Source organism: Streptococcus sp. SCPM-O-B-15304 (M98), from assembly GCF_058200215.1.
The window spans coordinates 109,355-133,217 of sequence record NZ_JBYQGQ010000003.1 but is presented as its reverse complement, the minus strand read 5'-3'; the positions used below and the strand labels follow the sequence as shown (position 1 = coordinate 133,217).

The following is a 23,863-nucleotide window of genomic DNA, read 5'->3' as shown; positions in this document are numbered from 1 at the left end:
CGCCTGTGGGCTCCGCTCTCAGTTCAGACTGTTTGTTGAGAAAAAGAATAGCAGGACTGCCTACCCTTGAGGAATAGATAGGGCATATCTAGCGTGAGGTGAAACTCAATACGTGGGAGAGAAGGAAGCAGGAGCTTCCTTCTCTTTTTTAGGAGAAAATTCAAATGACTTATACTTTGGAATGGCTAAAGACTTTTGATGGAGAGATTGATATTCTCAATATTAAGATGAATTGCTTGGCCAATACTATTGAGAAAAATGTTTCTCAGTACAAATATATTTATCAGACAAATATGGAGAACTGTCCTGAAATTATTCTATCAGTCCCAAACTCCTCCATTCCTCATCTATTAGGATTATCTAGAGAACATCATGTTAATTTACCAACTAATAATGCAGGGAGTATTTTTGAAGGATTAAAAGATGATTGGACATTGGAAAGCCTGAATAAAGCTGATAATGGTTGGTTCAACGAAAATAAATTCAAAATAGTTGGAACCTTGTTGCTTTATCAAATGTTACATGTAATGGAGTGTAAATTCTATACAACTGATGGCATTTTGAATAGAAGAGTTGGTAGCCGATTTAGAAGAGATAATATTTATTTTGTAGTCTTTAAATTAAGTAATGGTATTAGTTATACAGTAGAACTATCACGTGAACAAGGTAATCAATACTTTCCAAGAAGCCTTAAAATCAATGATACCTCCGTTACAGATTGTAGAGAAATAGAGCTTAGACTCATTAATAAGATTAGATTTAAGCCAGTTAAGGCAAGAAAGGTGAAATGGCCATCATGATTTAAAAATTGAAATCATGATTACATCACTATTCTTTTCTTAACAAATGTGAGTATTGTCGAAGAATTTCTGTATCGAGAAATTTTATGAAAGTTAATCAGAAAATTAGATATCAGAGTTTCTTTGACAAGCATTTTATCTTGCTGTTTGTATGTTTTTACTAGAAATGTTTCTAGGGCTTCATTTGGAGTGGAAACTATTAGTCCATGGCTTACTTCTTCTTTATAATAGGTGGTCTAGCTTACTTATAGATTCAGTTTGAAATAAAAAACTAAATGAATTGATTTTAAAGAAATAAAATGCTAACAGATATATAAGATGTTAGCATTTTATTTCTAAGAAAGGAGAATGAAATGGTTGATAAAAGAGAAAAACTGATGAACTCTTTCAATCAGTATGGTTTTTTAACTTTTAAACAAGTAATAGATGAAAATTTACACTACAAAACCTTATTGAAAATGCTTGCAGAAGGAAAAATCGATGCTGAAGAAAAAGGGTTATATCGCTTACCTGATATTTATTTAGATGAGTGGTTTGTCCTTCAGTATCGATTTCCAAAGGGAATCTTTTCTTTGGAGACAGCACTTTGGTTACATAGTTTATCTTTGACTATCCCTTTTAACATGACGATGAGTTTTCCTTATGGTACGAATACCAAAAACATTAAGGAAGCAGATATATGTCCTATTATTTTACGCTCTCACTATAGTGAAGGAATTATTGAAATAGAGCGCCTTCCTGGTCGATTTATTAAAGTTTATGAAGTTGAACGAGTTTTGGTTGAATGTCTATGCCCAGCTATTTAAAGTAACTGATAAGTTACAATCTTATACGGAGGTGCTATCTTAATGTTTTTTAATACAAAAACTTTAATAGTTTTAGAATTTGGTTGATAGCTTATGAATAAACAGCTATATTTTTTTGATTATTAAATATTCAAAAATCTATTATATAATTAGTTGAGATTATATGTTGTAAGTGTTATAATACAGGCGAAAAGGGTTGCTCTGGAAAGGAGAAAAAACGGAAACTATATTTTGAGCAATTCATAATTTTATTGTTAAATAAAGCTTTTAATTCTAATTATGGAAGGTGAACAGTCATGAAAACGAGTAAAATTATCCTTTCTGTCTTAACTGTAATTATTAGTTGTAGCTTAGCGTGTCCTGTATTTGCTGATTGGGTATCTGGTGGTAACTGGAGTTACGGAGGTTATCATAATCCAGGCAATTGGGGAGCATTCTCAAATTATTTCCACGACTATCGATGGCATTGGTCAAGTGTGACTCGAGCAAGTGACAGCAGAGCTAATGTAGGTTATGCTTCTGCTCATTACACATCAAGATCGTTCATAAATACAAGTTTTGGTGAAACTGCATACTTTAATTATGGATTTTAATTGCTAAGGTTTATCCTAGAGAGAAGAAATCTCTCTAGGATAAACTAGAAAGAGTAGAATTATGAAACGTTTATTTATACATTTCTCGAACCTTTTTATTCTAATCTTTCTGCTTTGGATTGCCTTTATTTCACCTAATACGGTCATCCATCGAAGCCTACCTGTAATAGGGATTCTTCAACAAGAAAGGGAAGTTGTTTATGAAGAGCTTTCATCTAGCTTAGATCAGTTAGCAAAGGAAAACAATAGTTTGATTGCTCGTCAGATTCAAAAAACGGATTCTAAAGGGCAAGTCAAGTTTTCGTATGATATCTACGGAGAAGGAGCACTTCCTAATGGCATCAAAAAAGAAGAGAAAGAATTCGTTGCAAAGGAAAGTTTGCTTACCAATTACTATATACTATCTGGGAATTTAACCCTTGAAAAATTGGATCAAAAACTCCACGATCTTGGTTTTTCAAAAAGTTTCATGAATAAGCCCAATCCCCTGCAAAATTTTATGGTATTTTTTAGTTCGGGTTCCCAATCTCTAGCCTTGGTTATTTTTATCATCAGCTTTGCTGCATTGACCATTATTCAAAAAACACTTGAAATGAGAAGTGCAGGGATTCGTTACATTTCTGGAATAAGACGATACCAGCTCTTTGGACATTCTCTCATGGAAGACGGTAAAGAATTGTTTTTAGGGTGTATTGGTGGAAGTGTCTTAGGAGCTATTCTGATTTATTATTTACAATTGACCCCTTTTGCCTATTCTCTCATCATTTCAGCTAGTATTATTTACAATACACTTTTATTTATTTTATCTGCTTTCCTATCCTTTTTCTTTGCATTCAGTATTCAGACAGTACACTTGGTTAGCCTTTTAAAGGGGAAAATTCCATTAAAAAGAGTCTTGTTTTTTCTCTTTACATGTCAATTTCTTGCAATCACTGTCATTGGTCTCTCAATTCATCGTGTTAGCATCTATGGCTCTATCTGGCAGACTTATCAAGAGGGAAGTTTGGCTTGGTCTAAAGAGACAAATTGGATACAAATTAGTGTGAATCGGGAAGAGGTTTTACAAAAGACAAACAAAGAAATGCAAAATGAACAAAGAGCTAAATGGTCTAAACTGATCGAGTCTGGCATTGAAAAAGGTGGACTTTTGGTCCATCATCAGCTTGCCGCATTTAATTCAAAAGGCTTCATGAACGATCCTAGAACAGGGAGAGAGCTTTCGATCACAGATTACGATCCTCTTGCCAACACCCTGTATGTAACACCAAATTACCTTGATATCCAAAGGATCTTAGTTTCCCCTGAGGAAAAAGAGCGCTTGAATCACTTGCAAGCTGGAGAATTTGGACTCTTGCTTCCTGAAAAGTTGAAAGGGCAAGAAGAGGAGTTGAAAAAACGCTATGAAGATTATCTGACTCCTAGTGATGAACAAGGAAAGAGTCAGTTGCCTATGAAAGCACGGGTGACCTATCTTCCTAACAACCAAAAACGATTTATCTATAATAATACACCGATGATCTATCAGCAATTCTTGACAGACCCGATTTTGGTTGTTGTTCTACCTAGAAGCTTTGGTGGCTACGATAATCCTTATTTCTCTCATCTTAATTCTTATCTTTACTTTGATGGTCTGGAAAAAAGCAAGAAACTAGTAGTTGAGAATGGGCTTGAAAAAAATGTTAGTCAATATGACTATGCGGCGTCTGTATACCAGCAGATGATCCAATCCATTCAATTAGAGAATCTCATTACCATTGCAGGAGGAATCTTTGCAATAGCTACTTCCATACTACTCTTTAACACCATGAATTTCCTCTATTTTGAAGAGTTTATAAGACCAATCTTCTTGAAGAAGATTGCAGGTCTGGGATTTGTAAAGATTCACCAAATGATTTTGCTCTCAGAAAGTATCCTCTTACTATTAGGAAGCTTCCTGACATTCCTTCTCACTCAAGAATGGTGGATTGCTCTTGTCACTCTCTTGCTATTTATTACTAATGCTTGGTTTATTCTCCTGTACCGGTCTCATAAAGAAGACCACTTGTTAGCCACTGTACTGAAAGGAGCCTAATATGATTAGCATAGAACATTTAACCAAATCATTTGGCCAACGAACGGTCTTTCAAGATTTGAGCTTGCAATTTACAGAAGGTAAGGTCTATGCTCTGATCGGAAATAGCGGGTGTGGTAAAACAACCTTGCTTAATATCTTGGCAAAGTTAGAGCCTTATGAAAAGGGAAGTATCAGCTATCAAGGGCAAGAATTGAAACAAATCAAACAGCATCACTTCTTTAATCATGAATTAGGCTATCTCTTTCAAAACTTTGGCCTACTTGAAAATGAGACTATCGCTACAAATTTAGATTTGGGATTGATTGGGCAAAAATTAACGAAAAAAGAGAAGAAGCAACAAGAAGAAGAAGTGCTCAAAAAAGTAGGATTGGCTTACCTTGCTCTGGATCAAAAGATTTTTGAATTATCTGGGGGAGAGGCGCAACGTGTCGCATTAGCTAAAGTTATTTTAAAAGATCCACCTTTAATTTTGGCAGATGAACTAACTGCAGCACTGGATCCAGAAACCTCACAAGAGGTGATGGACTTGCTCTTAATGTTAAAGAATCAAGAGCGTATAATCATTATTGCAACCCATAATCCCGATATTTGGAATCAAGCAGATGAAGTTATAAATTTAAATCAATTATAGTTACAGTCAATAGATATCTTCTATATTTTAAAGTTATTTTATCTGAATCCGTAAAAGCAGTTCAATTGAACTGCTTTTTTCTTCTACGACTTACACTGTTTGGTTTCATGAGCAAGCCCCTCAAAGTGAATTAATAACAAATCATTAGAAGTCATAGTGATGAAATTTCTGTAACGGAAGTAGAGCGAATTGCTGAACCATTAAATGAGTATCTCTCGAAGTAGAAGCGTCTATTTTGACTTTTAGTTTGATAGAATGGTAGTTTGAAAATGTAAATGATAGCTACTGTTCATAAAACATATAAGGTACGTACGGTGTTGTGAGAGGAGCTAGAAATTAGCACTTACCTTATTATTCCAACAACCCCAAAAATGTGATAAAAATTTCAACTACTCTTATCTATAATAAAGCTACCTGTTCTTTGAAAATTGAATCCACTCCGTCTTGATTAGCGTGCCTGTGTAAGTAGGGACTGAGAGTATTTCCCTGTGAAGGGCAACTGGCACAAGACGTGTGTGAGAATTTTCTAACAGACACGGAGTTTATCGTTACCAGACTTAAACGATGCGACAAACTAGATAAAGGAGTTAATCATGAAGGTAGTAAACTTGTATGATTTGAAACAAATGGGAAATAAAGGTGGTTGTACCATCCAATTGATTCATCACTTTCCTTTTGGTATGGGCTTAGGAAATCTCAAAAAAGACTACATTGAATTTAAACGTGTTGGTATCGTTGATGGGAAAGCAGTAGAAGTTACTCTTCGAGAACCTTATTCGAGAGATCTACTGCAGGTTGTCAAGTCGATTAAGCAACGTCAGAAATTGATAGCTTATCGTTATAAAGAAGGAAAGCTGCTATTTGTGAAGAAGGAGGCATCAGATGTCCTCTGAACAACAGGAACGAATGGCAGTTCAATATGCTGAGCGTAGTCTTTTATTTACTGTAAAAAGTCTTTTAAAGATTCTAGAATGGTCTAGACGTCAGGCTTTAGCACAGGATTCCGCCTATAAGATAGGAGTGCAGAAATTAGAAGAATTGCTACAATCTCCTTATTCGATTGATACGATTAATCTGAAAAAAGATTTTTTAGACAAACCAATTGATATAGAGAAATTTAAAGCTTTTTTAGAAAAAGAAGAGATTCCTTTAGCCATCGCTTGGCAAGGGGATTCTCTACATTTCTACACGAAAGACCGTTCGATTCTGGACAATCATTTAGACCATCTGTTAGAAAAAATGGTTAATGATCCGGAGAAATTAGCTGATTTTACCATGGATAAGTCATTAGACGATGCAATTGATGAGGCTAAATCCCAAATTACCTTTAGACAAGAAGGGGCCGTCAAACAGAAAGAGATGGTGAGATGATGTACAGTGGAAAGAAATTCCTACTATTCTCACTGTTAGGCATCTTACTAGGCTATCTTTTTCATCGTTTGACGCTTTTGTATGATTCCTATACTGGAAATAGCTTAGATAAATGGACTCATCTTCTGATGGAAGGTCAAGATGAAGTTCTTCAGTCGCCATGGAATGTTTCTTTTACTGGAAAATCAAGTGCTTTTTTTCTACTAGGCTTTGTGATGATGTTGCTGGTTTATCTCTATCTAGAGACTGGTAAAAAACAATACCGAGAAGGAGTAGAATACGGTAGTGCCCGTTTTGGAACTCTAAAAGAAAAGAAGTTTTTTTACGGTAAGGAATTTTCTCATGATACGATTTTAGCACAAGATGTTCGTTTGACATTATTAGATAAAAAACCACCCCAATATGATAGAAATAAGAATATTGCGGTGATCGGAGGTTCAGGAAGTGGGAAGACCTTTCGCTTTGTGAAACCCAATCTGATTCAGATGAATAGTTCTAATATTGTAGTGGATCCTAAAGATCACTTGGCCGAAAAAACAGGCAAACTCTTTTTAGAACATGGCTACCAAGTAAAGGTGTTAGATTTAGTCAATATGAAGAACTCAGATGGCTTTAATCCTTTTCGCTATATAGAGACAGAAAACGATTTGAATCGCATGCTGACGGTTTATTTCAATAACACCAAAGGCTCTGGCTCTCGTAGTGATCCATTTTGGGATGAAGCTTCTATGACTTTGGTACGAGCTTTAGCCTCCTACCTAGTCGATTTCTATAATCCACCCAAAACAAGAGAACAGCTCATAGAAGAAAGTCGTTTAAGTCAAAAAGAATACCAAAACTTGTTGAAACGTCAAAAAAAAGAAGTGGAAGAGCGAAAAAAACGAGGGCGTTATCCAAGTTTTGCTGAGATATCAAAACTCATTAAACACTTATCCAAAGGTGAGAATCAAGAAAAAAGTGTCTTAGAAATTCTATTTGAAAATTATGCTAAAAAGTATGGGACTGACAATTTTACCATGCGAAATTGGGCAGATTTCCAAAATTATAAGGATAAGACTCTGGATTCTGTCATAGCTGTAACCACTGCTAAATTTGCCCTCTTCAATATTCAAAGTGTCATGGATTTGACCAAAAGAGATACCCTTGATATGAAGACATGGGGCAAGGAAAAATCAATGGTTTACTTAGTTATCCCAGATAACGATAGTACCTTTCGCTTTCTTTCAGCCCTCTTTTTTTCAACCGTATTTCAAACACTAACAAGACAAGCAGATATTGATTTTAAGGGTCAATTGCCTCTTCATGTGAGAGTCTATTTAGATGAGTTCGCAAATATCGGAGAAATTCCAGATTTTGCTGAACAAACCTCAACAGTCCGCTCTCGGAATATGAGTCTCGTTCCCATTCTTCAAAATATTGCCCAACTTCAAGGGCTCTATAAAGAAAAAGAAGCTTGGAAAACCATTCTTGGGAACTGTGATAGCTTAGTCTACTTAGGTGGGAATGATGAAGATACCTTTAAATTTATGAGTGGATTACTCGGCAAACAAACCATTGATGTTCGAAATACGAGTCGTTCCTTTGGCCAGACAGGTTCAGGATCCCTTTCTCATCAAAAGATTGCTCGTGATTTAATGACACCTGATGAAGTCGGAAATATGAAACGGCATGAATGCTTGGTTCGAATTGCCAATATGCCTGTCTTTAAAAGCAAAAAGTACAATTCAACTAAGCATCCAAACTGGAAGTACCTAGCCAGTCAAGAAAGCGATGAACGGTGGTGGAACTATCAAATCAATCCTTTGAATCAAAGACAAGAAAATCATCTTGAAGGCCTTAGAATTCGTGATTTAACTTTTGAATCTAGTTTAAAATAAAAATAGAAAAGAGGAAATAGATGATTACGCATTTTAAAGGTTTTGTTTATGGAGTAGACGCAAGTGCTATGTTTGCACAAGCTATGTCTTTGTTACAGAAGGGATTGATTGCGGTTGGTGCCTTTCTCGTTGTTGTAGGAATTGTCAATCTTGCAACCAACATTAAAGATGGTGGACCAGGTGTTCGGAATGCCATTCTTGAAATTGTTGGTGGTGTTATGGTAGGGGCTGCTGGAGCCTTTGTAACTCAAATTTCAATTTAGGAGGATAAACAATGACATGAATCTTAGTTTAGTCTCACCCTTTGTTTACCTTGCATCTGAAAAAATATCAGCTGAAAATTTATTTGAAGGGTTTAATGTAGATTTACAATCTACTGTAGATCTGATTAAATCTCTATCTAGCTACAATCCAACCGTTTGGACTTATATGTCTAGTATTACTAAAAGTGTCATGCAGCCTCTTGGAGTTGCGATTTTATCAGTTGTTCTCATCCTAGAATTTTCGAAGATGGCAAAGAAAATTGCTAACTCAGGAGGAGCGATGACCTTTGAAGCATTAGCGCCGATGTTGATTAGTTATATTATGGTCGCAGTTGTAATTACCAACACTACCGTGATTGTAGAAGCCATCATCGGGATTGCGAGTCACGCCATTGAACAAGTGGCCTCGATTGTGGCTCACGGTGGGGCAAAGTATGATACCATCTCTGGACTAAAAGGTTCAGGATTTATTGGCCGTATGATTGTGGGATTTTTCGCCCTCCTCATTTGGCTAGTTCGGATAGTAAGTGCAGCCATGGTTAATCTTTTGGTATCTATTCGATTTATTCAACTCTACCTTATGATCCCATTTGCCCCTCTTACGATTCCAACATTTTTAAGTGATGAGTGGAAGTCTATTGGTATTGGTTATTTAAAAAATATTATGGTCTATGCGGTACAAGGGGTTCTTATTTTTCTGATTGTTTCTCTTGTTCCTTTGTTTGAATCTGCTGGGAAAATAGCTGTTTCAAATGGTGCAGGAGTCTTGCAATCACTTGCGATTATGTTTGGTAGTTTGGTACAAGCTATCTTACTGATTATTGCCCTCGTTGGTTCTCAACGTACGGCTCGCTCAATCTTAGGTATGTAATTAGATAAAGGCTAGGAAGTGAATGCTTCTTAGCCTTTTTAGAAAGGAAAGTCATGAATACACGTGTCTTTAAAGACATCTCAAAATACCAACACAGGGCTTGGTTAGGTTTCACCACAAGACAAATCATCTTTGTTTTACCAGCCTTTATTGTCACAATTATTGTTTTGGGCTTGAATCTCTTTTTCTGGCAATTTGGAGATTGGTTTGTTTACGGTTTTGTGTTTGCCTTTACCATCCCCCTCATGCTTTTTGGAGTCTATAAACCCAATGATTTATATTTTGAACATTATTTGAAATACCGTCTTCATTTTGAACTAACGGTTCCCCTACGCACAATTACAGGAAAGAAAGGACCTGAACATGAAAAGAAAATCAAATACATTAAAGAAACAAAAAACCTCAATGACTAATCAGAAAGAAGTAGTTAAAGGAAAAAAAGAGGAAGTGTTACCCTCTACGGCTAATACTCTTTCCTATCAAGCTCTGTATCAAAATGGTCTGATGCAGGTAAAAGAAGATTATTTCTCACAAAGCTATTTACTTGGTGATGTCAATTACCAGACCGTTGGTTTAGAAGATAAGGGCGCAATCATTGAGAAGTATTCTGATTTGATTAACTCCCTAGATGACCAAACCAACTTCCAATTGACTATCTTTAATAAAAGATTGAATTTAGAAAAATTCAGACAAAGTGTTTTGTATGAGGAAAAAGAAGATGGGTATGATACCTATCGTAAAGAATTGAATCGAATGATGAATCAGAATTTAGACAGTGGTGAAAATAACTTTTCAGCTGTGAAACTGATTAGCTTTGGTAGAAAGGATTCTAATCCCAAACAAGCCTATCGTTCCTTGTCCCAAATAGGAGAATATTTCAAGAGTGGTTTCTCAGAAATTGATGCACGATTTGAATCCTTGGCTGGAGAAGAGCGTGTCAACTTGTTGGCCGATATGCTTAGAGGAGAACACCATCTTCCTTTTTCTTACCGTGATTTAACGAAATCTGGTCAGACAACTCGTCACTTCATAGCACCTAATCTCTTGGATTTTAAAAACAAGAATTACCTACAAATCAATGACCGCTTATTGCAGATTGTCTATGTGAGAGACTACGGTATGGAATTAGGGGATCAGTTTATCCGAGACCTCATGCAAGGAGATCTGGAATTGATTGTGAGCCTCCATGCTCAAAGTTCGACCAAGGCAGATGCCATGAAGAAACTACGAACAAAGAAGACCTTGATGGAATCCCAAAAGATTGGGGAACAACAAAAACTAGCTCGTACAGGTATCTATTTGGAAAAAGTAGGTCATGTATTAGAAAGCAATATCGATGAAGCTGAGGAACTCTTAAAAACCATGACAGAGACAGGAGATAAACTGTTTCAAACAGTCTTCTTGATTGGGGTCTTTGGTCAGGATGAAGAAGAACTTAAACAAGCCCTAGACACGCTCCAACAAGTGGCCGGCTCAAATGACCTAATGATTGATAAACTACCATATATGCAAGAAGCAGCCTTTAATAGTTTGCTGCCATTTGGTTGTGATTTTTTAGAGGGCGTATCACGGAGTTTATTAACGTCCAATGTAGCAGTGAATTCTCCATGGACTTCAGTAGACATACAAGACCGAAGTGGGAAATATTACGGTATCAATCAAATCTCAAGCAATATTATTACCATTGATCGAAGCCTATTAAATACACCGTCTGGTCTGATTTTAGGAACATCTGGAGCTGGGAAAGGGATGGCAACCAAGCATGAAATTATCACGACCAAAATCAAGGAATCTGGTGAAAATACTGAAATTATCATTGTGGATCCAGAAGAAGAGTACAGTGTCATTGGACGAGCTTTTGGGGGAGAAATGATTGATATTGCGCCTGATTCCCAAACTTATCTCAATGTCCTTGACTTGTCTGAGGAAAATATGGATGAAGACCCTGTAAAGGTAAAATCAGAATTTCTTTTATCCTTTATCGGCAAGTTATTGGATAGAAAAATGGATGGAAGAGAAAAATCGATTATCGACCGAGTCACCAGACTGACCTATCAGTCATTTAAAGAGCCTTCTTTGGAAGAATGGGTTTTTGTCTTGAGTCAACAGCCAGAAGAAGAAGCGCAGAATTTGGCACTTGATATGGAACTATATGTCGAAGGTTCTCTTGATATTTTTTCTCATAAGACCAATATTCAGACAGGATCTAATTTCTTGATTTATAACGTTAAGAAGTTAGGAGATGAGCTGAAACAAATCGCTCTTATGGTAGTGTTTGATCAGATATGGAATCGTGTTGTTCGGAACCAAAAATTAGGGAAGAAAACCTGGATTTATTTTGATGAAATGCAGCTTCTCTTATTAGATAAATATGCCAGTGATTTCTTCTTTAAATTATGGAGTCGTGTCAGAAAATATGGAGCCAGTCCGACTGGGATAACTCAAAACGTCGAAACCTTATTGTTAGATCCAAATGGTAGACGGATTATTGCAAATAGTGAATTTATGATTCTCCTCAAGCAGGCAAAAAATGACCGAGAAGAACTGGTTCAACTCTTAGGCTTGTCAAAAGAACTCGAAAAATACCTAGTCAATCCAGAAAAAGGGGCAGGACTAATAAAAGCTGGTTCAGTTGTTGTTCCCTTTAAAAATAAGATTCCTCAAGGTACTCAATTGTTTGATATCATGAGTACGGATCCTGATAAAATGGCTTCTAATTAAGGGGAAGGTAAATGAAGGATAAAAGAGAAATCATACGTGCCCGAAAGGCATTTAGAAGAAGCCTAAAAGATGAGAAAAAATTCTTGAAAAAAGGAAAGAAGGAGGTGAAGAAACAGAAAAAAGATTCCGCTGTACTGGATGAAAAAGCATGGAAAAAAGAGATAAAAGAAAAGCTAGAGGAGATGAGAGAAGTTTCAAAGGCTAGAGTAAAACAAGCAAATGAAGACTACAATCATATTCTTCAAAATAGTCCTCCATCTCTTTTGAATCGCAAAGAATTAAGAGATAGACGATTGCCTCATGCTAGGAAACGATTGAAAATAGCCAAGAAGCAATTTAGAGAAGTCAAGGTAGAAGCAAAAGAAGAAAGAAAAGAGAGTCATAAAGAAAGAAAAACCAATCAAAAATTTCTCTACGGTCAGGAATCGAAAGCAAAATCTAATTTTTTCTTTCAAGGGAAGAGTTTAGAAGAATTAAAAGCTAAGAAAGAAGTCAAGGACGCAAAAGAGAATTTAAAATCTACTAAACAAGCCTATAAGTCCCAAAAAGTCAGCAGGAAAGTCAAAACTTTTCTTTATGTCCTTGGACGAGAAGGTGGAGAGTTAGCTTCAGAAAATGAAGATTTAGAAGGCTATCGCACACTTCAAGAGACCATTAGAAAAGGGAAACGCTACAGTCGGCTTTCTTATAATCTTGGAAAAGCTAGTGTCAAAACAGGACAAGCAACAGGTCGTTTTACCAAGAAAAGGCTGACCAACACAAAAGAGCGATACCATCATTTTAAGGATGGAAAAGGATGGAAACTAGCGAAAGATAATCCAAGTTCCTTTAAAAATCGGTATCGAAAATTAAAGAAACAAGGTCTTACAAGTGTCCGAAATATCTATCAAAAACTAAAAGCAGCCTTTTCCTTCTTTACATTTGCGGCTGGGAATCCTGTAACCTGGATAGTTGGAGGAATAGTCTTTCTTCTTTTACTTATGATGAGCTTCTTTTTAGGTTTTTCATCTGCTAGTTTGATTCAACAAGATGAATTTGAATTAACAAAAGCTTATACCCACCTAACTTGGGAAGACGCAGAACATACTCGTACAAATGACAAAGGCATTACCTATTACACAAAAGTTGATGATGTGATGGGGTATATGAACTTTAAATTCCATGACTATGAGTTACACAAACCAGTTCACTTATTTAGTTCAGAAACTTACAAGGATTATCTGTCTACTTTGTGGCATGATTTAAACGATGGGGAAGATTTGAAATCCATGCAAGACCTTTATGAAACTCCTAAGTATAAACTATCTAAAGACGATCAAGAGGAAATGAAGGAACTAAAAGAAGAAGGTGTCTATGCTTCCATGCAGGAATTAGACAATCCGTTTGAGGGACAAAGCAACGAAGATAGTCTAACCATGACTTATCGTTATGGATACTATGATTTAGACGGCAAACCTACCCTTCAGGAGTACATACTACTAGAAGCGAAGGCTCACCAAAGGATTGTCGCACCAATGGATGGTGTTGTATCTCTAGACGGTGACAATGTTATTCTCACTAACGGAAAAGGAGAGAATGAGAGTCGTTTAACATTATATTCCATCCATAATGGCCGTGCGATTGAGGGGACAAGGGTCTTAACTGGTGATATTATTGGTGAGACACCAGATGATACAGGTTTGAAAGTTTCCTATCAAAAGTATAAGAACAAGAAAGAAAAATTGGTGTATGTCAATCCGCAATTTTATTTTCCAAAGGTCATTCAACTTCAGACAACTATCTTACCTGCCATTGGTCAGTTTGGTGGGGATGAGTTTGAACGTGCAAAACATATTTATGAGTTTTTGAAATCTCAAGGGGCAAGTCCCCAAGCCATTGCGGCTATTTTAGGAAATTGGTCGGTAGAGTCTTCTATTAATCCAAAACGAGCTGAAGGAGATTATTTATCTCCTCCAGTTGGCGCTACCGATTCCTCATGGGATGATGAAGCATGGTTAGCAATTGGAGGTCCAGCCATTTATGGAGGTGCTTATCCTAATATTCTTCATAGAGGTTTGGGGTTAGGGCAATGGACAGATACCGCAGATGGGTCAACACGGCATACAGCCTTGTTGAATTATGCACGCACCCAAAATAAGAAATGGTATGATTTAGACCTCCAACTTGATTTTATGCTTCATGGGGATAGTCCTTACTATCAAAGTTGGTTAAAGGATTTCTTTAAAAATACGGGCAGTGCAGCCAATCTCGCCCAACTCTTCCTCACCTATTGGGAGGGAAATTCTGGAGACAAACTACTGGAAAGACAAACTAGAGCCACGGAATGGTATTACCAAATTGAAAAAGGCTTTAGTCAAACAAATGGAGGACAGGCAAAAAGTGACCCGCAATCCCTTGAAGGTGTTCGTGGAGACTTGTATGAGCATTCTGTTCCTGGTGGTGGGGATGGTATGGCCTATGCCTATGGACAATGTACATGGGGTGTTGCGGCTCGTATGAATCAGTTAGGCTTAAAATTAAAAGGTAGAAATGGAGAAAAGATTTCGATCATTAATACCATGGGAAATGGTCAGGACTGGGTTGCGACAGCGTCAAGTCTTGGAGGGGAAACGGGTTCTACACCAAGAGCAGGTGCTATTGTTTCTTTTGTGGGAGGTACACATGGTACACCAGCAGAGTATGGTCATGTGGCTTTTGTCGAGAAGATCTATGATGATGGTTCTTTCCTCGTGTCTGAAACAAACTATGGTGGCAACCCTAACTATACCTTTAGAAAAATCTCTCAAGCAGATAGTGCCATCAGTTTTGCCTATACGGTGAAATAAAGAAGTTGATACTTGAAATTTTAACAATTTTCAGGTAGAATAAATAGTGTAGATGAGTGGTCGGCTCATGGTCAATCTGATAGTAATCTTGGACATAAGGGCCAAGCGGTGGCGGACACCAGAACGAAATCCGATAGCAATCTTGGACGTAAGGGCCAAGCGGTGGCAGACACCAGAATAAACCGACTGACTAGGTGGCTTACAGACTCTGTAAACCACCTTTTTTGTGAGGAAAATATGGAAAATTCTAGAGATTATCGTAATCCAAATTACACCGAAAAAATAAAACTTCAGCGTTTTTTTACTCAGTTACAAATTGCGGCTTCTTTTTTTAAAGAACACTTTGTTGGCAAAATCATGTATTATGAAACGGAAATAGAAAGTGTTGAACTTCATTTTTCACCTACTAATTTCATGCACCTATGTGGTGTTGATTACCGAAAAGGTGCAGGCAGTTTCTTTGACGATTGTTTAAATAGTCATGTCATAATTGATGAGTTGAAAATAAAAAATGATGGAACCACGATGCAAAAGTTACAAGTTTTAGGATCTATTGAGGAGTTATTGGGAAAGCATGTTCATCTAACTGGTTCAGGACGTTATTTGTATTTGGAGTTTGATTATGCTCTACGTACAAGAAAACAGATACTAGCATTAACATTGAAAGAGACATCAAAGAAAATTGTTCCTCAATCTTTATTAGATTTGAAGAGAAAGACAGTATTTCCAGAAGGTCAAAAAGTAATTTCAATTTACTCAAAACATTTACAAACGTCGGAACTTTTTTATTATTTAAAAGATTAGTTTACATATCTTTTGTGGTATAAAACATATTTTCATCATTATAAGGAGAACGCAGTTTTGGCTCGTTCTTTTTTTGTTGATGATATGCTCCAAACAACCTACACTAGATTGGATATGAAATAGTTTGTGATTACATAATTTATCTTCAGGGAAGTTATGGACATTATCTCAATTTCTGTCATGATAGACATCTCTAACAATTTCCGTTATAACAGACATTGACTTACAAAGTATTTCTTTTCTGAACATATTAGCGTTATAATATAAATGCAGTGTTACACTGTAGAATATTAAGAAAATAGGATACTGTAGGTTTAAAATAAATGTGTAAGATAAATAGTTGGATTAGTAAAAGTTTCAAGTCTGATAAGAACAATATTACATTTCATACAACTGAATGTATATATTTTATAAGAGAGAGGGATGCTTGATTGGGGAAAATCATTCAAAATACAGTTATAAGGATTTTAATAAGAATGAAAGTGTGATATTTCTTTTTCATTAATCTTCTAAATGTATTAAAATCAAGCTTTCCACTTATGTATTCTGCTAATAAACTTCAATACATTTCAATAGATTTTCAAAATTTGGTGGGGATTTTTATTATACTTTGTACGAGCTTTTCAATACCCTATCCCAACCTTTAAAATCCCCTAAGTTATTTACTCAAGGGATTTTTTATCTGCTTTTTTCATACTTAAACAGTCAGTCTAACTGTTTGATTTTCTTTGTGACTAACTCCCTAAAAATAGTAGAATTAGCTACTTTACTGATTTTACAAGATAATAACAAGACCTAAACGTATAATTTATTTAGGTTTACCAATTATGACTTTAACATTTTCCAATAAGGTCTAACTCAACCGTCCCCAAAGTTAAATCCTTATGTATTTAATCAGAAAGATTATTTTTCGCATATTTTTTTATGTCTTTGGGATAAAATCCCTTATATTTTTTGAAGCATGTACTAAATTTACTGTGAGAGGAATATCCTACAGCCTCTGCTATATCTTGAATTTTAAGGGTAGAGTTCAGTAGGAGTAATTCCGCCATATTCATTCTCCGTCTTTGAGTATATTCTGTAATTGTGCATTGATATTTTTGCTTAAATAACTTTTTTAGTTTTGTGCCGCTCATAGTGGATATTTTTTCTAAAGTATCCTGTGAGATAGATGTTGCATAATGATCGTCTATATAATTGGTGACATTTTTCAAAGCCTCATCATCGGCAATAGATAGTGGATTGCTGTACTTATTTAAAAAAGAGTCTATTGTAATACTTAACCATTCCTTTGCCTTTGACTCAAAAAAGATTTCAGCAGCAGGAGATGCCATCTTGCAATTAAGGATATCTTTTGCGATTCTTTCTAAAGGCTTGTTTATTATAATGCTGGTATTAAAAAATAAATCTTCATAGTTACAGACTTTATTCTTATAAGAGGACAGGCATTGCTCTATCATGGACTGATTGAAATTTATACCGATTCCTAAATAAGGAGAGTTTTTGTGAAGTAAAAACCTAAAGTCTTTAGAATTTTTTGTATTTATAGTATAAAGTGAATTTGAAGAAAGATTTTGATAAGGATTAAAACATTCACCGTTTGCTGTAACTAAATAAGATAAATAAAGGGAATAGAAATTATTCAAACCAGAAAAACTTGTATGGATAATTTCTTTTTTTATGAAAACATCATAAATATCAATAGTGAAATTATCGCCCTCGTAAAACCAATATATGCCTTCTGCATTATCCGTGCTAAAACGGAATTCATGTCCTACAGTGGAGTATTTTGTATTATCGATAGATTCATCTGTAGAAAAAAAGTTTTTAACAAAGTTATAAAAATCACTCATATTATACCTCCGTGCTTTATATTTTATCCCGAATAGACATTATCCCGAATAGACTTATTTAGCCATATCTAATTGATTGAAATCCTCATTTATTATATAATAAATGATAGATAAAAACAAGAAAAACTATGCGTATTGCAAAAGAGTTTGAAAACAAGCCTCTAAAATCAGTCTAAAAAGGCTATTTATAGGGTTTGCTAATTTTAAAAAAAGGAGGAGTTGTTCAGTGAAGGATAAGAAGAAATCAATACTGAAAAGACTAATGGCTTACGGTGGTGAAAAAAGTTTTTTACTCTATATTGCTATGGTTATGTCTGCTGTATCAGGTGTCATGGTTTTGATGCCTATGGTATATATTCATAGAATTGTAAATAACTTAATTTTAAATGGGATGGTGAATTTTGATTATGTAAAGGAAAATTCAATTTATGCAGCAGTCTTTGCCGTTCTGGGGCTTTTTATATACCTAATAGGTTTAATTTTATCCCATATTTTTGCATTTGAAGTGGAAGATAACATTATTAAGACTTCCGTAACAAAACTAATAAACAAACCGCTTGGGTATTTCGATGACAAAGAAAGCGGAAGGATAAGAAATGTAATTGTGTCCGGAGCGTCTGAAACCCATTCTTTTATAGCGCATCAACTTCCTGATATGGCGATGACCATTATATCGCCAATCGTCCTGCTTGTATTTTTCTTCGTGTTTAACTGGAAGTTAGGACTTGCCAGTATGATACCGATGATTATCGGTATGACATTGATGTCATCTATGATGACAACCGAAACAAAAAAAATGAAGGATGAGTATTATGCAGGACTTTCCGATTTATCTTCTCAGACTGTGGAATATGTTCGAGGAATTCCTGTTGTTAAAACATTTGCACAAAGTGTTGAGAGCTTTGATAAGTTATATTCGTTAATCATAAAAACAAAAGACAATGTACTTAAGCTTACTATGAGTTATACGAATAAAATGTCGTGGTTTGAAACCGTTTCTACATCGACGGCATTTTTCTTGGTACCTGTGGCATTACTATTAATAAAATTTAATGGAAACTTATCTAATGTAGTTGCAGATTCTGTTATTTACTTCCTAATAGGACCGGCATTTGCTACTTTTATTATGAGAACTGCGACGATTACACAATACAGTTATTTTGCAGAACTTGCTTTAGATAAAATTGAAAATATACTTGAGTTTGATGATTTTGTTTATGGAAATAAAACAAGTTCTGATGTTGGGATAGAGTTTAAAAATGTAAGCTTTTCTTATGAAGATGAAAATGTATTAGACGATATTTCATTTAAGGTGAATAAAGGAGAACGAGTTGCTTTAGTCGGATCATCAGGCAGTGGTAAAACTACTATAGCAAGGCTTGCTGCACGATTTTACGATATTAAAACAGGTGAAATTTATATTGGAGGAATTAATATAAAAGATTTTGAAAAAGAGGCTTTAATGAGAAAAATTGCTTTTGTTTTTCAAAACTCTAAACTATTTAAAATGAGTTTAAGAGATAATCTTTTAATCGGAAAGCCTGATGCAACTAATGAAGAAATTGACAATGCCTTAATCAATTCAGGGGCTAAAGATATTATTAAAAATTTAGATAAAGGACTTGATACTGTTTACGGAACTAAAGGCACATATTTTTCAGGAGGAGAGGCTCAAAGGATTTCTATAGCGAGAGCTTTTTTGAAAGATGCAGATATTATCATTTTAGATGAAGCTACAGCCTTTGCAGATCCTGAAAATGAACATTTGATTCAAGAGTCTTTTAAGAAGCTATCAAAAAACAAGACAACATTGATGATTGCTCATAGATTATCTACAGTAGTAGATGCGGATAAAATTCTTGTTATTGATAAGGGGAAAATTGTAGAAGAAGGCAAGCATTCAGATTTAATCGGTATGAGTGGGCCTTACAAAAAACTTTGGGAAGAATATCAAAAATCCGTAAATTGGAAGATAGGAGGTTAAACATATGGTTTCTTATTTTATGAAAAAATATGCGATGTCAGAAAAAGGCGCTCTTAACTTAAAAAAAGCCATATTTTCACACACGCTTGTTAATTTAACTAAATTGTTCGCACCAATGATCGGTTTTATGTTTCTGTTTCAGTATATAGGCATTTTAAAAAGTATTGAGAGTTACAATTTTACTTCTGTTCATTATATTGCACTAATTGTAGTAATGATGATTGTGATGTTCTTAATAGCGAGGTGGGATTATGTAAGACTTTACACCAATGTGTACAACGAGAGTGCAAATTCAAGAATTGAGTTAGCGGAAAAGTTAAAGAAATTACCTCTTTCTTATTTTGGTAAAAGAGATTTGGCAGACCTTGCGGAAACCATGATGAATGACATGAACTTATATGAAACAATTTTTTCTCATGCTGTACCTCATATATATTCAACGGCTATATCCACAAGTATTATTGCTTTAATGCTTATCTTCTATAATTGGAAACTTGCACTTGCAGCCCTTTGGGTAATTCCCATTTCTATTTTGATTATATTTTTATCAAAGAAAAGTCAGAAAAAAATAGTACAAGGCTGGATAGATGATAATCGTAAGGTTTTTGATAATCTACAGGAAAATATAGAGCAGATAGAGCAAATAAAATCTTACAACTTAGAAGATAGGATGTTAAATGATTTTTTTGAAAAATTAAATGCATCCACAAAACAGAAGACGAAAGGTGAAGTTGTAGCCGGAACACTTACAGGAATAGCTGCCGCAATTTTAAAGCTTGGAATTATAAGTGTTGCCGTTATCGGCGTCAACATGCTTATGGCAGGGGAGGTAAGTGCGCTGGTTTATATCGCATTTTTAATGCTTACAGCAAGTATTTATCTTCCTATAGAAGGAATAATCACCTTTATGTCAATGATAGTTATGCTTGATGCGGTTGTAGGGAGAATAAAGGAAATAAAGACCATGCCTGTTCAAAAAGGCAAAAAAGATATTGACATTAAAAATTACGATATTGAGTTCAAGGATGTTTATTTCGGATATGATGATTATTCTGTAATAAATTGTGTGAGCTTTACTGCAAAGCAGGGTGAAATCACTGCGCTAATCGGTTCAAGCGGAAGCGGAAAAACAACTCTCACCAAGCTTGCTGCAAGATTTTGGGATATAGATAAAGGAAAGATTTTGATAGGGGGAGAGGACATCGGTAAAATTGATCCGGAAACACTCCTTAAAAATTTCTCTATCGTTTTCCAAGATGTTACTCTTTTTAATTCAAGCATAAAAGATAATATAAAAATCGGTAAAAAAGATGCTACAGATGAAGAGATTATAAGAGCGGCTAAAATAGCAAGATGTTATGAATTTATAGACAAAATGCCGGATGGAATAGATACAGTAATAGGTGAAAACGGACAAAGACTTTCAGGCGGAGAAAGACAAAGAATCTCAATAGCAAGGGCAATACTAAAAGACGCACCAATCATATTGCTTGATGAGGCTACAGCATCTCTGGATGTTGAAAATGAAAGTCTAATTCAAGAGGCTTTATCCGAACTTATAAAAGAAAAAACGGCAATTGTTATTGCTCATAGATTAAGAACAATAAGAAATGCAAACAAAATCGTTTTATTAAATGCCGGAAAAATAGAAGCGATAGGGACAGATGAAGAACTTTGTAAAAGCTCGGAATTTTATAAAGCAATGCTTAGAAAATCAAATATTCAGTGAAAACTTATTTAGAAGGAAAATATAAAAATGGAAAAATTAAGAATTAAAGATTTAGTTACGATAGGTGTATTTACAGTAATATATTTTGTACTTATGTTTGCTTCGGGAATGATTGGTATTGTACCGATTTTATACTTGGCATACCCTACACTGGCAGGCATTATAACAGGAATAGTTATAATGCTCTTTATGGCAAAAGTTCAAAAATCATGGGGATTATTTATACTTGGGTTGATTTGTAGTCTTTTAGCAATTGCAATGGGAAATACATATGTAATATTGATACATGCTGTAATCAGTATGGCAATTGCGGAACTTTTAAGAAAAAAAGGAGAATATAAATCATTTAAATTTAATATGCTCTCATTTGTCGTATTCAACACTTGGATTTGTGGTTTCCTTATGCAAGTTTTGTTGGCTAAAGACAAGGTTATTAAACTGGCGGAAACAGGCGGTATGGGTCACGATTATATAATGAAGCTCATAGCACTTTTGAATTATCGAAGTATGGTATTAGTATATATCGGTGCTGTTGTCGGCGGGATACTCGGCGCATATATCGGTAAAGTCTTTTTGAAAAAGCATTTCGAAAAAGCTGGTATTGTATAATGCTCGTTTCTTTAGACAATCCATATAATCCCAATCCAATTAGTAAAATTTTAGTAAGTTTTTCACTTGGATTTGCTGTATTTTATAAAGTAAATACCTATTTTGAATGGGGAATTGTGCTTCTTATTTCATTTCTTTTTTTAATGAATGGATTTAAGAAAGAAGCCTTAAAAAACATATCATTTTTTGGGGTTCTTTCTTTGATACCTAATCTTGATGTAATTAGAAATATGAATGCGATTTTAATGATGTTTTTTATGCTATTTGCTGTATGTAAGATGTTTTATCTTCCATTTAGTGCGGGAAGTTTTTTTTTAAAAACATCGGATGTAGGAAGTGTAATATCCTCAATGGATAAAATGAATTTACCTCGTACTGTTTCTATACCAATTGCTGTAATGTTTAGGTTTTTTCCTTCATTTAGGGAAGAAAGTCACAATATAAAACTTGCTATGAAAATAAGGGGTATTACATTTAAAAATCCAATTTCATACATCGAGTATGTAATTGTGCCTTTACTTGTTATGTCTTCTAATATTTCTGATGATATTGCAAAGGCAGCAGAAACAAAATGTATTGAAAATCCTGTTAAAAAAACTAGGTACATATCCGTCAAAACGAAAACAGTTGATTTTGTTTATGTGCTTTCAATACTGATTATGGTTATAGGAGGAGCTTTATGGTAGAAATTGAAAATTTATCTCTATCTTATGGAAATTCTCCTAAAGTGTTAAAAAACATTTCTTTAGATGTAAAAAAAGGCGAATGTGTATTATTTACTGGGAAAAGTGGTAGCGGAAAATCTTCAATTATAAATTCTATCAATGGGTTAGCTGTACGATATGATGGAGCTTCTATGGGTGGAACCATCAGGATTGATAATAAAGATATTAAAAACCTCGAATTATACGAAATATCGCTCTTAGTATCAAATGTATTTCAAAATCCAAAGACACACTTTTTCAATATAAATACTACTCTTGAATTACTTCTCTATTTGGAGAATATAGGACTTTCAAAAAAACAAATGGATGAAAGACTAAATGATATGTTGGATTTGTTTCCGATAGAACATCTTTTAAATAGAGATATTTTTAAGCTTTCGGGTGGAGAAAAGCAGATTTTATGTATTGCTGCAAGTTATATATCTGGAACGGAAATCATTGTTTTAGATGAGCCTTCATCAAATCTTGATGAAGAAAACATTTTAATCATAAAAGAAATGCTTATAAAACTTAAAGATAAGGGGAAAACTCTTATAATCTCAGAACATAGAATATTTTATCTAATGGATATTGTAGATAGAGTTTTTTTGATTAAAGATGGGGAAATACAAAAGGAATATACTCAAATAGATTTTATGAAAATACCGTCTGAAAAGCTAAAGAAGTTAGGTTTAAGAAATAAGAATAGAGTAAAACTTACAGTACCCGAAAATGAAAATAAGGGAAATTTAGAAGTAAAAAACATTGAATTTAAGTTTAATGGCATAGATAAAAAATTGCATTTAAAAGACCTCTCTTTTGAAATGGGAAAAATTTACGGCATAGTAGGAACAAACGGACTTGGTAAATCCACTTTGCTCAGATGCCTTATAGGCTTAGAAAGAAAATCGAAGGATGAAATCTATTTGGACGGCAAAAGACTTTCAAAATCAGATAGGCTAAAAATATCATCCCTTGTAATGCAGGATGTTAATCATCAGCTTTTTACCGATTCTATTGCAAGTGAAGTAGGTCTTGGAATAAAAAATATTGAAAGTAGTTATGTTGAAAATATTCTGAAAAAACTTGATTTATATGAATCAAAAGATCGTCATCCAATGAGCTTGTCAGGTGGACAAAAGCAAAGGGTAGCAATTGCATCTGTACTATGTAAAAAATCTAAACTTATGTTTTTTGATGAGCCTACTAGTGGAATGGATTATTGCAATATGATGAACATATCCCATCTGATCAACGAATGTAAAAGCGATAAGAAAATAATATTCATTGTTTCACATGACCAAGAATTTTTAAATTCGATAGCTGACAATGTTATATATTTGTAAAT

20 protein-coding genes and 1 pseudogene are annotated in these 23,863 nt (G+C 34.7%); 19 read left to right on the top strand and 2 right to left on the bottom strand.

Annotated elements, in window-relative coordinates:
• The first annotated feature begins 164 nt into the window (after nt 1-164).
• The 13 genes and pseudogenes from AC3E7H_RS02925 to AC3E7H_RS02865 all read left to right on the top strand — a co-directional run bounded on the left by AC3E7H_RS02925 (nt 165) and on the right by AC3E7H_RS02865 (nt 14,832).
• Nucleotides 165-800 carry a hypothetical protein gene (locus tag AC3E7H_RS02925; RefSeq protein ID WP_002917292.1) on the top strand — a complete coding sequence of 212 codons (636 nt, stop codon included), beginning with the start codon at nt 165-167 and terminating at the stop codon, nt 798-800.
• Nucleotides 801-1,153: 353 nt separating this feature from the next.
• A pseudogene (locus AC3E7H_RS02920) lies at nt 1,154-1,649 on the top strand (type IV toxin-antitoxin system AbiEi family antitoxin domain-containing protein).
• 253 nt (nt 1,650-1,902) lie between these two features.
• The gene (locus AC3E7H_RS02915; RefSeq protein WP_080981310.1) at nt 1,903-2,199 is read left to right on the top strand and encodes a lactococcin 972 family bacteriocin; all 297 of its coding nucleotides are present in this window, start codon (nt 1,903-1,905) and stop codon (nt 2,197-2,199) included.
• 61 nt (nt 2,200-2,260) lie between these two features.
• Nucleotides 2,261-4,270 (top strand): DUF1430 domain-containing protein, encoded by a 2,010-nt coding sequence (locus tag AC3E7H_RS02910; RefSeq protein ID WP_490676069.1) that lies wholly within the window; start codon nt 2,261-2,263, stop codon nt 4,268-4,270.
• Nucleotide 4,271: 1 nt separating this feature from the next.
• Nucleotides 4,272-4,904, top strand: a complete 633-nt coding sequence (locus tag AC3E7H_RS02905; RefSeq protein WP_490676068.1) for a putative bacteriocin export ABC transporter — start codon at nt 4,272-4,274, stop codon at nt 4,902-4,904.
• A 593-nt stretch (nt 4,905-5,497) separates the two neighbouring features.
• Nucleotides 5,498-5,797, top strand: a complete 300-nt coding sequence (locus tag AC3E7H_RS02900) for a hypothetical protein (protein WP_153199094.1) — start codon at nt 5,498-5,500, stop codon at nt 5,795-5,797.
• Complete coding sequence (locus AC3E7H_RS02895; protein ID WP_000093677.1) at nt 5,787-6,275, top strand: hypothetical protein; 489 nt, start codon at nt 5,787-5,789, stop codon at nt 6,273-6,275. The genes AC3E7H_RS02900 and AC3E7H_RS02895 overlap by 11 nt, the downstream gene beginning before the upstream one ends.
• Nucleotides 6,275-8,152, top strand: a complete 1,878-nt coding sequence (locus AC3E7H_RS02890; protein WP_490676090.1) for a VirD4-like conjugal transfer protein, CD1115 family — start codon at nt 6,275-6,277, stop codon at nt 8,150-8,152. Before AC3E7H_RS02895 ends, AC3E7H_RS02890 begins: the two co-directional genes overlap by 1 nt.
• Before the next feature lie 20 nt (nt 8,153-8,172).
• Nucleotides 8,173-8,415, top strand: coding sequence for a hypothetical protein (locus AC3E7H_RS02885; protein WP_000627865.1), 243 nt, complete (start codon nt 8,173-8,175; stop codon nt 8,413-8,415).
• A gap of 16 nt (nt 8,416-8,431) precedes the next feature.
• A complete protein-coding gene (locus tag AC3E7H_RS02880; protein WP_001054257.1) occupies nt 8,432-9,286 on the top strand; it encodes a VirB6/TrbL-like conjugal transfer protein, CD1112 family in 855 nt (284 codons plus the stop codon).
• A gap of 53 nt (nt 9,287-9,339) precedes the next feature.
• Nucleotides 9,340-9,699, top strand: coding sequence for a PrgI family protein (locus tag AC3E7H_RS02875; RefSeq protein WP_048773335.1), 360 nt, complete (start codon nt 9,340-9,342; stop codon nt 9,697-9,699).
• On the top strand, nt 9,650-12,007 hold the full coding sequence (locus AC3E7H_RS02870) for a VirB4-like conjugal transfer ATPase, CD1110 family (protein WP_185760223.1): 2,358 nt from the start codon (nt 9,650-9,652) through the stop codon (nt 12,005-12,007). Before AC3E7H_RS02875 ends, AC3E7H_RS02870 begins: the two co-directional genes overlap by 50 nt.
• Before the next feature lie 11 nt (nt 12,008-12,018).
• Nucleotides 12,019-14,832: a phage tail tip lysozyme gene (locus tag AC3E7H_RS02865; protein ID WP_490676067.1), complete on the top strand. Its 2,814-nt coding sequence runs from the start codon at nt 12,019-12,021 to the stop codon at nt 14,830-14,832.
• A gap of 30 nt (nt 14,833-14,862) precedes the next feature.
• Here the strand turns inward: AC3E7H_RS02865 and AC3E7H_RS02860 are convergent, their stop codons facing one another.
• On the bottom strand, nt 14,863-15,051 hold the full coding sequence (locus AC3E7H_RS02860) for a hypothetical protein (protein ID WP_075202690.1): 189 nt from the start codon (nt 15,049-15,051) through the stop codon (nt 14,863-14,865).
• An 18-nt stretch (nt 15,052-15,069) separates the two neighbouring features.
• Between AC3E7H_RS02860 and AC3E7H_RS02855 the strand changes: the two genes are divergently transcribed.
• Complete coding sequence (locus tag AC3E7H_RS02855; protein ID WP_000431812.1) at nt 15,070-15,636, top strand: PBECR4 domain-containing protein; 567 nt, start codon at nt 15,070-15,072, stop codon at nt 15,634-15,636.
• 890 nt (nt 15,637-16,526) lie between these two features.
• On the opposite strand, the gene AC3E7H_RS02850 is transcribed toward AC3E7H_RS02855, so the two are convergent.
• Entirely contained in the window at nt 16,527-17,489 is a 963-nt protein-coding gene (locus tag AC3E7H_RS02850) for a helix-turn-helix domain-containing protein (RefSeq protein ID WP_048773342.1), read from the bottom strand.
• Between the two features lie 226 nt (nt 17,490-17,715).
• On the opposite strand from AC3E7H_RS02850, the gene AC3E7H_RS02845 reads away from it, so the two are divergent.
• Genes AC3E7H_RS02845 through AC3E7H_RS02825 form a run of 5 tightly spaced genes read left to right on the top strand, consistent with a single transcriptional unit; the run spans nt 17,716 to nt 23,861 of the window.
• On the top strand, nt 17,716-19,473 hold the full coding sequence (locus AC3E7H_RS02845; protein ID WP_000653339.1) for an ABC transporter ATP-binding protein: 1,758 nt from the start codon (nt 17,716-17,718) through the stop codon (nt 19,471-19,473).
• A gap of 4 nt (nt 19,474-19,477) precedes the next feature.
• Nucleotides 19,478-21,202 carry an ABC transporter ATP-binding protein gene (locus tag AC3E7H_RS02840; protein ID WP_084888027.1) on the top strand — a complete coding sequence of 575 codons (1,725 nt, stop codon included), beginning with the start codon at nt 19,478-19,480 and terminating at the stop codon, nt 21,200-21,202.
• A gap of 21 nt (nt 21,203-21,223) precedes the next feature.
• The gene (locus AC3E7H_RS02835; protein ID WP_042768183.1) at nt 21,224-21,811 is read left to right on the top strand and encodes an MptD family putative ECF transporter S component; all 588 of its coding nucleotides are present in this window, start codon (nt 21,224-21,226) and stop codon (nt 21,809-21,811) included.
• A complete protein-coding gene (locus tag AC3E7H_RS02830; RefSeq protein WP_162837406.1) occupies nt 21,808-22,497 on the top strand; it encodes an energy-coupling factor transporter transmembrane component T in 690 nt (229 codons plus the stop codon). Before AC3E7H_RS02835 ends, AC3E7H_RS02830 begins: the two co-directional genes overlap by 4 nt.
• Nucleotides 22,491-23,861, top strand: coding sequence for an ABC transporter ATP-binding protein (locus tag AC3E7H_RS02825; protein ID WP_048773348.1), 1,371 nt, complete (start codon nt 22,491-22,493; stop codon nt 23,859-23,861). The genes AC3E7H_RS02830 and AC3E7H_RS02825 overlap by 7 nt, the downstream gene beginning before the upstream one ends.
• Nucleotides 23,862-23,863 lie beyond the last annotated feature (2 nt).